This is a genomic window from Bacteroides sp. MSSM.1001136sp1_RTP21357st2_D2_RTP21359_211015 (assembly GCF_040913205.1).
Lineage (GTDB): Bacteria > Bacteroidota > Bacteroidia > Bacteroidales > Bacteroidaceae > Bacteroides > Bacteroides ovatus.
This window is the reverse complement of record NZ_JBDFVF010000041.1, coordinates 1-14,629: the sequence shown is the minus strand read 5'-3', so window position 1 is coordinate 14,629 and position 14,629 is coordinate 1. Positions and strand designations below refer to the sequence as shown.

13 protein-coding genes are annotated in these 14,629 nt (G+C 41.6%); 2 read left to right on the top strand and 11 right to left on the bottom strand.

All coding sequences use genetic code 11. The features are described from left to right. Window positions 1-43: 43 nt before the first annotated feature. The 3 genes from AB5217_RS21320 to AB5217_RS21310 form a co-directional block, all read right to left on the bottom strand. Window positions 44-1,099: an efflux RND transporter periplasmic adaptor subunit gene (locus AB5217_RS21320; protein ID WP_368112675.1), complete on the bottom strand. Its 1,056-nt coding sequence runs from the start codon at window positions 1,097-1,099 to the stop codon at window positions 44-46. Between the two features lie 1,085 nt (window positions 1,100-2,184). Further along, entirely contained in the window at window positions 2,185-2,616 is a 432-nt protein-coding gene (locus AB5217_RS21315; protein WP_004314211.1) for a hypothetical protein, read from the bottom strand. Window positions 2,617-3,351: 735 nt separating this feature from the next. After that, complete coding sequence (locus tag AB5217_RS21310; protein ID WP_004304410.1) at window positions 3,352-3,759, bottom strand: hypothetical protein; 408 nt, start codon at window positions 3,757-3,759, stop codon at window positions 3,352-3,354. Between the two features lie 193 nt (window positions 3,760-3,952). Here AB5217_RS21310 and AB5217_RS21305 point away from each other — a divergent pair, with 193 nt between their 5' ends. Continuing rightward, window positions 3,953-5,167 carry an ATP-binding protein gene (locus AB5217_RS21305; RefSeq protein ID WP_032843809.1) on the top strand — a complete coding sequence of 405 codons (1,215 nt, stop codon included), beginning with the start codon at window positions 3,953-3,955 and terminating at the stop codon, window positions 5,165-5,167. Between the two features lie 80 nt (window positions 5,168-5,247). On the opposite strand, the gene AB5217_RS21300 is transcribed toward AB5217_RS21305, so the two are convergent. Then, window positions 5,248-5,502, bottom strand: a complete 255-nt coding sequence (locus AB5217_RS21300) for a type B 50S ribosomal protein L31 (RefSeq protein WP_004300906.1) — start codon at window positions 5,500-5,502, stop codon at window positions 5,248-5,250. Between the two features lie 422 nt (window positions 5,503-5,924). Between AB5217_RS21300 and AB5217_RS21295 the strand changes: the two genes are divergently transcribed. Further along, window positions 5,925-6,929 carry a class II fructose-bisphosphate aldolase gene (locus AB5217_RS21295; RefSeq protein WP_004327016.1) on the top strand — a complete coding sequence of 335 codons (1,005 nt, stop codon included), beginning with the start codon at window positions 5,925-5,927 and terminating at the stop codon, window positions 6,927-6,929. A gap of 84 nt (window positions 6,930-7,013) precedes the next feature. On the opposite strand, the gene AB5217_RS21290 is transcribed toward AB5217_RS21295, so the two are convergent. The 7 genes from AB5217_RS21290 to AB5217_RS21260 form a co-directional block, all read right to left on the bottom strand. Then, window positions 7,014-8,354: a tetratricopeptide repeat protein gene (locus tag AB5217_RS21290; protein ID WP_032843807.1), complete on the bottom strand. Its 1,341-nt coding sequence runs from the start codon at window positions 8,352-8,354 to the stop codon at window positions 7,014-7,016. Between the two features lie 294 nt (window positions 8,355-8,648). Beyond that, entirely contained in the window at window positions 8,649-9,809 is a 1,161-nt protein-coding gene (locus tag AB5217_RS21285) for a sodium ion-translocating decarboxylase subunit beta (RefSeq protein ID WP_004304407.1), read from the bottom strand. Window position 9,810: 1 nt separating this feature from the next. Beyond that, complete coding sequence (locus AB5217_RS21280) at window positions 9,811-10,242, bottom strand: acetyl-CoA carboxylase biotin carboxyl carrier protein (RefSeq protein ID WP_004304406.1); 432 nt, start codon at window positions 10,240-10,242, stop codon at window positions 9,811-9,813. Window positions 10,243-10,266: 24 nt separating this feature from the next. Then, window positions 10,267-11,187 carry an OadG family transporter subunit gene (locus AB5217_RS21275; protein ID WP_004304405.1) on the bottom strand — a complete coding sequence of 307 codons (921 nt, stop codon included), beginning with the start codon at window positions 11,185-11,187 and terminating at the stop codon, window positions 10,267-10,269. Window positions 11,188-11,218: 31 nt separating this feature from the next. Beyond that, window positions 11,219-12,772: an acyl-CoA carboxylase subunit beta gene (locus AB5217_RS21270; protein ID WP_004327014.1), complete on the bottom strand. Its 1,554-nt coding sequence runs from the start codon at window positions 12,770-12,772 to the stop codon at window positions 11,219-11,221. A gap of 28 nt (window positions 12,773-12,800) precedes the next feature. Further along, complete coding sequence (gene mce / locus AB5217_RS21265; protein ID WP_004311398.1) at window positions 12,801-13,205, bottom strand: methylmalonyl-CoA epimerase; 405 nt, start codon at window positions 13,203-13,205, stop codon at window positions 12,801-12,803. A gap of 175 nt (window positions 13,206-13,380) precedes the next feature. Continuing rightward, on the bottom strand, window positions 13,381-14,379 hold the full coding sequence (locus AB5217_RS21260) for a GNAT family N-acetyltransferase (RefSeq protein WP_032843805.1): 999 nt from the start codon (window positions 14,377-14,379) through the stop codon (window positions 13,381-13,383). Window positions 14,380-14,629: the final 250 nt, after the last annotated feature.

Below are 14,629 nucleotides of genomic sequence, written 5' to 3'. Positions count from 1 at the left end.
ATGAATGACAGCGGATAAATGATACTTAATCATTTATCAACTATCACCTGTCAACAGTTGTGATAGATTCTCCTTCTACTAGTTGGTATACGCCTGCTATGACGATTTTTTCACCGGGTTTCAAACCTTCCGAGATGAGCGCCTGTGCTTCTCCGGTCGGGGCGTTGACGGTTACTTCCCGTTTGTGGACTTTATTGTCTTCTACCACCCAGACATACATTTTATTCCCTTCGCTTTCGCCGAATACGGCACTAAGCGGTACAATCGTCCAGCTATCCTGCACCAACGGACCTACATCTGCCGTGAAACGGATGCTGCACGTGAAACCGGGTTTCACAGCATACAGATCGCGGTCGAATGACGGATCGTCAATCGTGATGCTGACCGGAATTCCTGTGCCATCCGTAGAAATATCAAGATATTCTTCCAGTTTCGCTTGAAACACGTGTCTTTTAAATGTGTCGAACTCTACAAGGAAACGCGGGTCTTTGGCGCGTAACAAATAAAGATACGCATCCGGAATGGTGAATTTGATACGCAGATTGTGTGTATTGACAAGCTGCACGATACCCTCACCGGAGTTGACACGCTGATAGTTTTCCACCAGTCGTTTTTCGATAGAACCGTCGAAAGGAGCTGTCAGCTTGGTGTCGCGCATATTGTTGGCAGATAGTTCGTATTCAGACTTCGCCTTCTGGAAGTTGGCGAGGCTGATTTCATATTCCTGTACGGAGATCGCTTGCCGGGAGAGGAGCCGTTTGTTACGTTCCACTTGTGCCGAAGCCGTTTCGTATGCCGATTTCGTAGCGGCATATTGCAACGCAATGTCTCTGGGGTCGATAGCTGCGATGAGCTGTCCTTTTTTCACTTTCTGTCCTTCGATGACAGGAAGCTGGATGATTTGTCCGTTGACTCGGAAAGCCAGCTTCACATATTCCACCGCTTCCACGATTCCCGAGAAATCTTTTCTGATAATCGATCTTGACTCGACAATCGTAGTCTTTACGGGACGTGCAGTTGTCGTTGTCGTTTCTTTTTTCTGTCCGCAGCCAGCAAGCAAGATTGCAGCCGCCAGGACGAATCCAAAATTCTTTTTCATATACCACGTTGATGTTTAGAGGTTTTGCGTTGATAAATAGCGAATAATATACTAAAACAACTCCTGTTTATTTATGTTCAACATTCCTGTCTTTTCATATCCTGCCTCTTAACCTTTATATGGAACACAAAAAAAACGGGAACTTTACGAGTTCACCACAGAGGACACAGAGTTCTTCTCTCTCTTTCCGTAAGCAAAACAGAGCGATAAATACGATTACTCTGTATTACTCTATAGTGAATAAAAAATAGTTAACCTCTGTGTCCTCCGTGTCCTCTGTAGTGAAATATAAATTCCCATTTAGCAAAGAAGTGTGCAGAAATAAACTAAAATCGCACTATTTTGCTCATTTCAGTGCAAAAATGAATGAAACGGTGCAGAAATGAATGAAATTTTTTCCTACTATAAAGTTGAAAAACATAAAAACATCTGCCACCTGCAACGAAAAGCGTGTAATACACTAGTTAATAAATAGTTGGAACGTTGCAGATACCTGTGGCAGATAGGTTGCAGATAAAGTATCTGCAACACGTTATATAATCAAAGAAAAAGCCTTGATTCCTTTGTGCAAAGCTATGGGATAATTGGGGTGACTCTATGGAGAAATGGTGGTGTCTCTACGGGGAAACGACAGTATCCTTACGTGGAAACTGTAGTGTCCCGTCTTAGAAACTTTCGTTTCCTGCCGTGGAAATTGTAATTTCTAATGCCGGAAACGACAGTTCCCCGCCTGGAAACGGGAAGTTTATGTATACAATAAACTTTTGCCCTCCTGGAGAATTAGCTTATGTAAGGTTTATACTGTGTTGCAGATACTTTATCTGCAACCTATCTGCCGCAGGTATCTGCAACGCTCTAACTATTTATCAACTAGTGCATTACACGCGTTTGGTTGCAGGTGGCAGATGTTTTCATGTTTTTTCAACTTTATAGAGGAGGATTACGCATCAAAATTAGGGTCACAAGCGTAAGTCATAAACCAAATTCACCTCTGTGTCCTCTGTGGTAAAAACCGTGCAATAATGTGCCAATATGCTAATTGTTTACGTTGTGTCCCACATGGTAATTGGTACGCTGATAATTATTCACCATTGAAACCTTTTGCGCAGCCTTTTTATCCAACTGTCACTACGTATAACGTTGTTATTCTCTCCAATCGCTTTTTTCAAATCCCGGATCCGTTCATTTTGTCTCTTCATTGCTGCCTGTATTTCGTTTATCAACGTATTTATTTCCTTCTGCAGCTGAATTTCCTTTTCTTTCAATTGAATAATGTGGGCGTATTTCTCGCAGACCATTGTTTTATCTATGCACAGTTGTTCCAGTGTATCAATATATTCTGCTGTAATGCCGGCTTTACTTCGGCGAAAGAGTTCCAGAATACATTCTTCGTCAACGTTCGGAACATTGTCTATGTATAACATAGGAAATTGTCCCATTTCCACCCAAAGCAGGATCGCTTCTTTTTCGATGTGATACTTAATCACTGCTTTTTCTACACTAATCCATTTTGGCATATTGCTTTTGTTTTAATGTGTTATAAAAAAAGGAGTAAATAATGTATTGTCCGGAGAGGTGCAACGAACACCCACGATTTTTATGATTTCGGTCGGGTGGGGAATTGGTTGGGGTATAAGGATTGTTGAAACCGACCGGATACAATAAAAGCGTGAGTGCTGTTGTACCATTATCTAAACTTAAGGCTTAGCAATACCCTTCACCAGATAATGATAAACAACAGACACCCACGCCAAACGTTTATATATAACAAATCTCTAATCGATATGTTGATATACGACTATCTACGTGGAGTATCTGTTGTATCATCTCTCGGTGTGAAAAAACTGCTAATTTTTAAGTTTGAGAGACAATACGTTATTTACTCCATTAAGGAATAAAAACCGCTTTTGCCTGTTTCATCACGCTGATGGGCAGAAAGCGTGTGACAAAGATATATGTTTTTTTCGGAATAGGATGGAAAAGAGGAAATAAATGCAGGAAATATGGTATGAGAATAGAGAGTATGGTATAAAGATGGTAAATATGCTATACGGGTGGCAAATATAATGTGATGATAAAAAGGAGGGAGCCAAAAGTGAAACCATCTATTAGATTGATATTATTTAGGTACGGATTACACGGATTTCGCGGCTTTTAGTCTAATGGAACCGTGAAATCCGTGTAATCCGTGCCTAAATGAAAGCCATAAAAGTCTTTTGACCTCGCATTGTCTTTCCGTGCAATTCTTTTTTTTAGCTGCGATTTCTTTTGGGCTTTCCGGAGAAGATAGTCAGTTCAAGAATTGCAAAGATGATTTCCGTTGTGGTATATCCGGTAAATGTATATTCCAAATTTTCATTTTCGGAGAAATATTTGAGATAAACGGTTGGAGTGCCATTGTGGAAGTCGAGAAAAAGGTAAGAAGTATAATCATAGATGCCAAGATCGGCAAACTCGTTCAGAATCGCTGTGTTGAAAATCGTGCATTGGCCTGTCTTTGATTCATTTCCGGACATTTCGAATCTGCGATGTTCTTTTGCGAGATCGTCTTTATTCACATGTCTGAATTGTTCTTGCAGTTCTTTACTGAAAGAAAGGCGTTGTCTGATGAAATTAAAAACTTCTTCCTTTGTCATTTGTTTTAAATCGGTTATTTCCATTTTTTATTAATTATTGGGGTAAAGGTACTTTCTTTATTTGGTAATAAATCGGATTCAGTCATATTTCTTTTATTTATTTTTCGGCTTATAACCCTAAAAGAATCTGAATTTATGGATTTATTTATGCTTATAACCCTAAAAACTTTCCGAAAATAGTATATCTTTGTGCTTATAACCCTAAAAACTTTTGAATATGATTAATCGTGAACAGTATATGGAACAAATTGTTCCTTTTATAGATAAGCCGTTTGTAAAAGTGATAACGGGTATTCGTCGCAGTGGAAAGTCGGTAGTGCTGCGTCTGATTCGTGACGAACTGTTGAGGAGAGGAGTTCGTGAAGAACGTATCATCTATCTGAATTTTGAAAGTTTTCAGTGGATAGATCTGAAAGAGGCGAAGGCTTTGTATGCTTATATTCGGGGGCAGGCAGGAGATGCGGGTAAATATTATATTCTCTTGGATGAAATTCAGGAAGTGGACGGTTGGGAAAAAGTGGTCAACTCACTTCTGGTAGATTTGGATACGGATATTTATGTGACCGGCTCCAACTCACGTATGTTATCGTCCGAACTGGCAACTTATTTAACGGGACGGTATGTCGCTTTCCATGTCATGACCTTGTCTTTTAGAGAATATCTGACTTTCCATGACTTGCAGGCCAATGATCCGACGCTCAACCGGAAGGAGGAATTTCAGAAATATCTCCGTATGGGAGGATTTCCGGCCATACATACTGCCGATTATGGATATGAGGCTATCTATAAAATTGTCTACGACATCTATTCTTCTGTCATTCTTCGTGACACGGTGCAGCGTCACAATATCCGGAATGTGGAACTGCTCGAACGGGTAGTGAAGTTTGTTTTCGATAATATAGGCAATAAGCTGAACGCTAAAAATATAGCCGATTACTTCAAAAGTCAGCAACGGAAGGTGGATATGAATACCATCTATAATTATCTGAATGCATTGGAAAGTGCTTTTATCATTCAACGTATTTCCCGGTATGATATTAAAGGAAAGGAAATTCTGCAGACGAATGAGAAGTATTTTGTAAGCGACCTTTCTTTGATTTATTCCGTGATGGGCTATCGTGACCGGTTGATTGCAGGTATGTTGGAGAATCTGGTCTGTCTGGAGTTGAAAAGAAGGGGTTATGAAGTGTATGTAGGCAAACAGGATGATAAAGAAGTGGATTTTGTAGCCATCCGTCGGGAAGAAAAGATTTATGTGCAAGTAACGTATCAGTTAGCTTCACAGGCAACTGTTGAGAGGGAGTTTGCTCCTTTGCTCGCCATTAACGACCATTATCCTAAATATGTAGTTAGCATGGACAGCTTGTGGCAGGATAATGTGGAGGGTGTCAGGCATCGTCATATAGCCGATTTCTTGTTGGATGATGCTTGACGTTAAGGAATATAGAAAACGAAAAAGAGGAAATTCTCTGCGAGAATCTCCTCTTTTTTCATCTTTCACGAAAGATCGAATTATTTCTTCTTACGGTCACCGTAACGGCTCATGAACTTGTCAACACGACCTGCAGTATCTACCAATGTAGATTTACCTGTATAGAACGGGTGAGAAGTGTTTGAGATTTCAATCTTCAGCAACGGATAAGTTTCACCTTCGAATTCGATGGTTTCTTTAGTTGCTACAGTTGATCTAGACAAAAACATGTCACCATTTGACATATCTTTAAATACTACCGGACGGTATGATTCTGGATGAAGGCCTTTTTTCATTTCAGTATCTGTTTTTTTAATTTATATTCTGTTACTATTTTGGTAAGAAATAGTGTAATGGTCATTTTCAGAGCGCAAAGATAATGCTTTTCTGTGAAATAGAAAAAGGTTTTCTAAAATTTCTGATTTATAATTTCTGATTTCTGATTGGCTATGCAGATTTTGGTGATCAAATGAATGAAAAATAAGGTATAAATAAGGAGATATAAATCCGAAGGCATCAATCAGAATTCAGAAATCATAAATCCCAAAGTTTGCAAGGTGGACATTACAATCTAATGTCACACTCGTATTCCTGCTAAATTTTGCAGTCTGATTTAAACCTTTTTCTACTATATTTTTCTTTCCGATGTTCGTTATTCGATGGATAATGCTTACTTTTGCGTAGAATTTTTATTCACTAACAATAAACTTTAAACAAAATGGTAAATTACAAAGATTTAGGATTGGTAAACACAAGAGAAATGTTTGCTAAGGCTATCAAAGGTGGATATGCTATCCCAGCATTCAACTTCAACAATATGGAACAAATGCAGGCTATCATCAAGGCTGCTGTTGAAACTAAATCTCCTGTGATTCTTCAGGTTTCTAAAGGTGCTCGTCAGTATGCTAACGCTACTTTGTTGCGTTACATGGCACAGGGTGCTGTAGAATATGCTAAAGAATTAGGCTGCGCACATCCGGAAATCGTTCTTCATCTTGACCACGGAGATACATTCGAAACTTGCAAATCTTGTATCGATTCAGGTTTCTCTTCAGTGATGATTGACGGTTCTCATCTTCCTTACGAAGAAAACGTAGCATTGACTAAGAAAGTTGTTGAATACGCTCACCAGTTTGACGTAACTGTAGAAGGTGAACTTGGCGTATTGGCTGGTGTAGAAGATGAAGTTTCTTCCGACCATCACACATATACTGACCCTGAAGAAGTAATCGACTTCGCTACTCGCACTGGTTGCGACTCTTTGGCTATCTCAATCGGTACTTCTCACGGTGCTTACAAATTTACTCCGGAACAATGCCACATCGACCCGAAGACTGGCCGTATGGTTCCTCCTCCATTGGCTTTCGAAGTATTGGACGCTGTAATGGAAAAACTTCCGGGATTCCCTATCGTTCTTCACGGATCATCTTCAGTTCCGGAAGAAGAAGTGGAAACTATCAACAAATATGGTGGTGCACTGAAAGCTGCTATCGGCATTCCGGAAGAAGAATTGCGTAAAGCTGCTAAGTCTGCTGTTTGCAAAATCAACATCGACTCTGACTCTCGTCTGGCTATGACTGCTGCTATACGTAAGGTATTCGCTGAAAAACCGGCTGAATTCGACCCACGTAAGTATCTTGGCCCGGCTCGTGACAATATGGAAAAACTGTACAAGCACAAAATTCTGAATGTGCTCGGTTCTGACAACAAATTGGCACAGTAATAATCTCCGGATTATTCCATAAATAAAAGAAAGGCTGCTACCGATAAACCGGTAGCAGCCTTTTAGTTGCTTTATAGTTCTTATCTATTTATCTTTCTTTGGGAGAGGAAGTTGTGGAGAGGAATTTTGAAAGAAGTCTTCTATTTTTTGTTTACTTTGAATATCTTTCAGCCAGTTGGCGGCGGCATTATAATAATTGGATTTTCCTAAAACAAGTTCGCCTCTCTCGTTCATTTCCGCTTCTTCTTTAGTGTCTTTAGGACGTGTTTTTAGGAATGCTTCCAAATAGCGTTCCGCATTTTTCTTATCTTTCAAGTCATAGAAGTATATATAGGCCATGTCATACAATAGTTTGTGGTTTTGTTTGTCATACCGCTGGTAGCGTTCTTTGATGGATGCAATCTGTTCTTTGTACATTTGTGCCATCTTGTAACAGTCGGTCATCCCGATGTAAAGTCGAGTCATACTGCTATCTTTGGGAATGGATAGATCAATGGCTTTTTCCAGATAGTCTACGCCCTCTTTTTTCCAGGAAGTTTTGGAACAGGCGCGACCGAGGTAATAAAGGAGATTGATATTGTTGGGATCATATTTACGGGCGACTTCCAAAAAATCATGAGCTTCGTAGTACTTCTCTGCTGCATAGTAACTGATGCCTAAATAATAACAAGTATGAAAAGAACTGTCTCCTTGGCTGACAAGATATTCATAACGTTGGATGGCAGTGGGGTAGTCTTGTTTCAAGCAGTATGCTAAAGCGTTCTGCCGGTTGACGGAAATGTTGGTACTGTCAATTTGCCGGTATTTTTCTGTAGCTTCGATGGCTTCGTCGAAATAGGAACCGGATATATTTAGAGCGCCTAGTTTGCTGGCAGCCAGATAATCGTCGGGATATTTAGCCTGGATATTGTAATAGCAACCTGCAGCGGGAAGAAGTTCGCCCATTCCTTCAAAGCTTTGAGCTTGTAGATGCAGGACAATGGCGGAACTGTCTTTTTCTGTCATCAGACTACTTTCACCAAGCGCCTCGCTAAACTTCTGTTGGGAGAGAAGCAAGCTGATATATTGAATACGTACATATTTGTTTTCCGGATTCAGATCAAGTGCATGTTCATAATATTTTAGTGCTTGATTGTATTTAGCTAGTGCTCGGCAACATTCGGCCGCTTCAATGAAAGCACGAGTATTTGTAGTATCATTACAGATAATTTCTTGATAGGTAGCAAGTGCCTCTGTGGTGAGTCCTAGTCCACGCAACGCTTTGCCTTTCTGTAATAGCAGGGGAGGGGTAGTCTTTTTTTGAGCTATAAGAGAAAGGGCCGTCTCATAATCGTAGTTTGCCATAGCTTCTTGAATAGGGTCTGTGTGTTGCGCTATTAGAGGAATGGTACAACAAAGAAAGAACAGAATGATAATCCGTTTCATAATATTTTATTTTAGTTGTTTGACTTATCTGCTGCAAGTTACTAAAAATATTATATTTACGAATTATTCGTAGATTATTTTGGATAGATTAACGGAATGATAAGAGAAGGTAACACAACAGTGCGCAATACAATACATGGGGCATGGTAGCTACAGTCTTTTTTACAGCAAGTCCTTATAATGAAAAATCACCTTTACTACTATAATGTAGCAAAGGTGATTTTTATAAATTCAAGGCTTTTAGGATAGTCTTATTTTTTATTTTAAGAACTGTTCAAACAGCCTCCTTATATCTTACATCAAGAATCCGAGCAGGATACCGGCAGCAACAGCTGAACCGATCACTCCGGCAACGTTCGGACCCATAGCGTGCATCAACAAATAGTTGGTCGAATCGTATTCCAAACCAATCACTTGTGAGATACGTGCAGAGTCGGGGACAGCAGAAACCCCTGCATTACCGATCAATGGATTGATCTTGTTGCCCTTCTTCAAGAAGATATTGAATATCTTAACGAAGATTACACCGGATGCAGTTGCAATGATGAATGACAATGCACCGAGGGCGAAAATCTTGATAGAATCGAGCGTCAGGAATTCGGAAGCTTGCGTAGAAGCACCTACTGTCAGACCCAACAGGATAGTGATAGTATCAATCAACGGACCGCTAGCTGTATTGGCAAGACGACGGGTTACACCACTTTCTTTCAACAGGTTACCGAAGAACAGCATACCCAACAAAGGTAGACCGGAAGGAACCAGGAAGCAGGTCAGCAACAAGCCGATAATCGGGAAAATAACCTTCTCCGTGTGAGAAACGGCACGCGGCGGTTTCATGCGGATGACACGTTCGTTCTTGGTGGTGAGCAGACGCATGATAGGCGGCTGTATCACCGGAACCAACGCCATATAGGAGTAGGCGGACACCGCAATGGCTCCCATCAGGTTAGGTGCTAGCTTGGAAGAAAGGAAGATGGCCGTCGGGCCATCTGCTCCACCAATGATACCGATAGCGCCGGCTTGCATCGGGTCGAAGCCCATTTCCAATGCGATCATGTAAGCACCGAAGATACCGAATTGTGCAGCAGCACCGATCAACATCAATTTCGGATTAGAGATAAGTGCCGAGAAGTCCGTCATGGCGCCGATGCCCAAAAAGATGAGCGGCGGATACCAGCCGGAAGTTACTCCCTGATACAATATATTCAATACGGAACCTTCTTCATAAATACCGACTTTCAGTCCGGCATCCATATTAAAAGGTATATTACCGATCAGCATACCGAAGCCGATAGGAATCAGCAGCATCGGTTCGAACTCTTTGGCTACCGCCAGATAGATGAACCCCAAACCCACAAGAATCATAACGACATGCCCTACAGTAGCATTTGCAAAGCCCGTGTATGTCCAGAAGTCGGCGAGGTTATTTCCTAAAAAGTTTATAAAATCTCCCATATTATTCAATAATTACGAGGTCATTACCTTCAAGAACAGAGTCTCCCTTGTTGACGTTGATGGCAGTAATCTTACCGTCCTTATCCGCATTGATATTGTTTTCCATCTTCATGGCTTCCAATATGATAATGGTCTGTCCTTTCTTTACAGTATCGCCTACATTCACTTTGATGTCGAGGATAACACCCGGCAGCGGAGATTTCACTCCTGATTTTCCGGTAGACGGAGCAGTCGGTTTCACTACCTGAGTAGGAGCAGTAGGAGCATTAGGCATAGGACGTACTGTTACAGGTTTGGCAGCAGGCTTCGGCTGTTTCTCCATTTCCACTTTATAGTGTGTACCGTTCACTTCTACATGAGCGATATTATCTTCAATATCTCCGATGGTTACTTTATATGAGTTACCGTTGATTTTATATTTATATTCTTTCATCGTTTTAACTTTTTAAAAGGTGACTTACTTTCTGGGAGGAGTTTCACGCAAAGTGTAAATCTTCGAACTCCATGGTGAGTAACTGCGTTTTACGCGAGTGATGGTCAGTACCGTTTCTTCTACGTCGTGCACTTCATCCTGCATTTCGTGCAATGCCATAGAAATCGCAGCGTAAACTTCGCCCGGAGCCTGTGACAGTTCCTTAGCTTCATGCTTGTCAATGCCTTTAGATTTCATAGCATTGCGCTTGCTCAAATTTACAGCTACTTTTCCTACAATCTTGAAGGCAATAAAGAGAAGAATCAATCCGCAGAATACTACACTCATGGCAGAGATGGACATGCCGACACCGTCAGCATCATGCTCTTCGAATTTTTCCATCTTGGCATTGCTGTCAAGAGTTTTGTTGTTCGTACTCGGGGTCACGTATTTGTCACCACTTCCACCTTTTACCTCCCACTCCGCTGCTCCGTCGCTGACACGAGCGTATGACTGGTTGGGGCCAAGAACACCTGCGGGCACTACAATCTGGTCGAGCAGCTTTCTACCGGAGTCAAACAGACCGATCCAGTTGGCCGTTTCCGGATTCAGCTTGAAGCTGGTGTGGAAAGTACCGCGGTTAGGTTCGCCATCTGCCCAGAATAGTGCATGTTGACGTGGCTTCACTAATGTAAGTATATCACCTTTCGGGATAAAGTAAGTAACTGTATCGCCCGGTTGGCTGCTTACTTTCAACAAGCAAGCTGCCAGGTCGGCGCTACCGAATGATTTATTGAATATTTCAATCCATGCGCTGTGCAATCCGTAGTCATCTTGAAAATTATTCTGATTGTCTATCAGGATTTCGTTCAGTACCAGCTTGTTGTTCGACTTTTGCTCTCCACAAGAAGTCAGCCCAATCAGCAACAGCAAAGAAAGGAATATTCCGATTTTGGTTTTGTTCATAATCGTTCTTGTTTTAATGTGAAAAGTAGGATTACAACGGAATATTACCATGCTTCTTAGCCGGATTACTCAATTTCTTAGTCTGCAACTGCTGCAAAGCACGGATTACGCGGAAACGTGTGTTGCGTGGTTCAATCACATCATCGATGTAGCCGTATTTGGCTGCATTGTAAGGATTGGCAAACAGTTTCGTGTATTCTGCTTCTTTTTCAGCAAGGAATTGAGCGGGATTTTCCTGATCTTTGGCTTCGCGTGCGTACAATACTTCTACTGCTCCTGCTCCACCCATTACTGCGATTTCAGCAGTCGGCCATGCGTAGTTCATGTCACCGCGAAGTTGCTTACAGCTCATTACGATGTGAGAACCACCGTAAGATTTACGCAATGTGATAGTAACCTTAGGCACAGTAGCTTCACCGTAAGCATACAATAGCTTAGCACCATGAAGGATAACGCCGTTGTATTCCTGACCTGTTCCCGGAAGGAATCCCGGTACGTCTACTAACGATACGATAGGAATATTGAATGCATCGCAGAAACGCACGAAACGTGCACCCTTGCGAGATGCGTTGCTGTCGAGCACACCAGCCAGATACTTAGGCTGATTGGCAACAATACCTACCGATTGTCCGTTGAAACGGGCGAAACCAATGATGATATTCTTTGCATAATCTTTCTGGATTTCAAGGAACTCACCGTTGTCCACAATAGCGCCGATAACTTCGTACATGTCATACGGTTTAGTAGGGCTGTCGGGGATAATATCATTCAAAGAATCTTCCAGACGGTCGATTGGGTCTGTACAATCTACATAAGGAGCTTCTTCAAGGTTGTTTTGAGGAATATAACTCAACAGTTTACGAATCAGTTCGAAACCTTCTTCTTCTGTTTTAGCGGTGAAATGAGTCACACCTGATTTAGTGGAGTGAACGCTTGCGCCACCGAGGTTTTCCTGGCTAACGTCTTCACCTGTTACGGTCTTCACAACTTTTGGTCCGGTAAGGAACATATAAGAAGTACCTTCCATCATTAGCGTGAAGTCGGTCAGAGCCGGAGAATAAACAGCACCGCCGGCACAAGGACCGAAGATACCTGAAATCTGTGGGATAACACCGGAAGCAAGGATATTGCGTTGGAAGATTTCTGCATAACCTGCCAAAGCGTTGATACCTTCCTGAATACGTGCACCACCCGAGTCGTTGATACCGATACAGGGAGCGCCCATCTTCATGGCTTGATCCATGATTTTACAAATTTTCAATGACATCGTTTCTGACAGTGAACCGGCAGAAACAGTGAAGTCTTGTGCGAACACATATACCAGACGTCCTTCGATCGTACCGCAGCCGGTTACTACACCGTCTCCCGGGTAATGTTTTTTCTCCATGCCGAAGTTCGTGCATCTGTGCTCAACGAACATGTCCATTTCTTCGAAGCTACCCTCGTCAAGCAGCATAGCCAGACGCTCGCGTGCTGTGTATTTCCCTTTTTCGTGTTGCTTCGCAATTGCTTTTTCACCGCCTCCGATACGTGCTACGGCACGGCGTTCAATAAGCTCTTTAATTTTTTCAAGTTGATTACTCATGAGTTCTTGTTGGTTTTAGAGTTTATGATTAATGTTCGCAGAGTTCTGTTAACACACCCAAAGTTGATTTCGGGTGAAGGAAAGCGATATTCAAACCTTCAGCACCTTTGCGGGGAGCTTTGTCGATAAGGCGGATTTCTTTGCCTTCTGCCTCTGCCAGCGCATTGGCTACGCCATCTTCTACAGCAAATGCGACGTGGTGAACGCCTGCACCTTTGTTTTCAATGAATTTGGCAATAGTACTCTCCGGGCAAGTAGGCTCCAACAGTTCAATTTTTGTTTCGCCCACTTTTAAAAAAGCAGTTCTTACTTTCTGATCTTCCACTGTTTCAATGTTGTAACACTTCAGACCTAATACATTTTCGTAGTAAGGAAGGGCTTCTTCGATGCTTTTTACAGCAATGCCCAGATGTTCAATGTGTGAAATCTTCATAACTATACTTTTTTTATTTGGTTTTAAATCTGTGCTTATAAGGCATAAAACAGCACAAAGAAAGACATTTCTTATCTAATAAAGAAATATTTCTGCATTTAATTATTGGATTATTAAACAGAAAAAATGGTGGGAAAGGAGCATAAAACATTGTTTTGTAATCTTGAGATTACATTTAGACATAAAACTTGACTAAGAGTTTATTCAGCCAACTCCAATTGACGCGGAACCAACGGCGGGTACTGCTTTGTTTTCCTCCGAAGCGAAGAACGAAATCACGATAACCGTGTTTACGGAACGGAAGTCCTACATCCATAAATTCCATGTGGCGGAATCCCCGTTGGTGTGCGTCTTCCAATGCTTTCCAAACAGCTAGCACACCCGGATATTGAAGTGCGTATGTCTTTCTCATTCCTCCCGAAAACCAAAGGTATGCGTCGTCTCCCGAATAGATACAGACAGAACCGCCAATGATTTTCTCTTTGTATTTCACAACGAATATTTTTGCCTGTTGTCCTTTGATTAACATATCGTTCATGTGGCGGAAAAAGTCGTTGGCAGGGAAATATCTGCGTATGCGGGAGGAATAAACCTTGTGCAGCATCCGTGAGAAATCGTGTATCTCTTCCACGGTATGTGCTTCCTCTACTCTGGCTCCATTCTTGAGTCCTTTTTTTATCTGACGCATACGCGACGGACTGAACCGGTCTTCCGTCTTTTTCATACTGTGCAGCGAATTGCGTACCCGCAACCAATTGACAGGGAAATAATCATTGGCACGGAAAACCCGATAGCCGAACATCGAATTGTTCAGGTTCCGGAATTCGATCAGGACACAGCTGCGCGATGCTTCTTGTGTGAGATGTTCGAGCATATCGCCGAAGACTTCTTCTGCCTTTTCTTTGTTGGTCGAAAGAGACTCGTCCAGAAATTCGCCTTCACTATATACTACACAATGTTTCACTAAAGAAGAAGGGAGCCACTTCTTTGCTTTGCGGATGGCAGCAAGCAGGCGTGCCACCGGTCTGCCGTCTTCTGTTGCCACTATTAATAAAGGAGTATACCCAGGAGTTGCTTCATAAATCAGAAATAACTCTTTGGAATGGAAGGTATTTTTTCCCGGCAATTCAGGAATATCCTTCCCATGATAATATGTTGTTAGTTTCAGTGGCATCTAGGTACAAATTTACACTTTTTATTCTTTATTCAACAACAAAATAAAGAATTTGTTGGAGCTGCTTGAAGTAAAGTATAATATATAGTTGCGTATTTAATGGAGAAAATATATTTTATAGGAGAAATATGGTATGAAAAGTGAGTACGTATTAAAATTAGATTCGTCTTTAACAATAGTTCGTTAAAAATTCGCCACGCCTAAGCGGCTCTGGCAGTAAATAAAATGAGTTCTTTGAAAAGTTTGTCAA

Excerpts from the sequence above, each read along its gene's own strand:
- AB5217_RS21320 (WP_368112675.1), bottom strand. The coding sequence starts at position 1,099 with ATGAAAAAGAATTTTGGATTCGTCCTGGCGGCTGCAATCTTGCTTGCT.
- AB5217_RS21315 (WP_004314211.1), bottom strand. The coding sequence starts at position 2,616 with ATGCCAAAATGGATTAGTGTAGAAAAAGCAGTGATTAAGTATCACATC.
- AB5217_RS21310 (WP_004304410.1), bottom strand. The coding sequence starts at position 3,759 with ATGGAAATAACCGATTTAAAACAAATGACAAAGGAAGAAGTTTTTAAT.
- AB5217_RS21305 (WP_032843809.1), top strand. The coding sequence starts at position 3,953 with ATGATTAATCGTGAACAGTATATGGAACAAATTGTTCCTTTTATAGAT.
- AB5217_RS21300 (WP_004300906.1), bottom strand. The coding sequence starts at position 5,502 with ATGAAAAAAGGCCTTCATCCAGAATCATACCGTCCGGTAGTATTTAAA.
- AB5217_RS21295 (WP_004327016.1), top strand. The coding sequence starts at position 5,925 with ATGGTAAATTACAAAGATTTAGGATTGGTAAACACAAGAGAAATGTTT.
- AB5217_RS21290 (WP_032843807.1), bottom strand. The coding sequence starts at position 8,354 with ATGAAACGGATTATCATTCTGTTCTTTCTTTGTTGTACCATTCCTCTA.
- AB5217_RS21285 (WP_004304407.1), bottom strand. The coding sequence starts at position 9,809 with ATGGGAGATTTTATAAACTTTTTAGGAAATAACCTCGCCGACTTCTGG.
- AB5217_RS21280 (WP_004304406.1), bottom strand. The coding sequence starts at position 10,242 with ATGAAAGAATATAAATATAAAATCAACGGTAACTCATATAAAGTAACC.
- AB5217_RS21275 (WP_004304405.1), bottom strand. The coding sequence starts at position 11,187 with ATGAACAAAACCAAAATCGGAATATTCCTTTCTTTGCTGTTGCTGATT.
- AB5217_RS21270 (WP_004327014.1), bottom strand. The coding sequence starts at position 12,772 with ATGAGTAATCAACTTGAAAAAATTAAAGAGCTTATTGAACGCCGTGCC.
- mce (WP_004311398.1), bottom strand. The coding sequence starts at position 13,205 with ATGAAGATTTCACACATTGAACATCTGGGCATTGCTGTAAAAAGCATC.
- AB5217_RS21260 (WP_032843805.1), bottom strand. The coding sequence starts at position 14,379 with ATGCCACTGAAACTAACAACATATTATCATGGGAAGGATATTCCTGAA.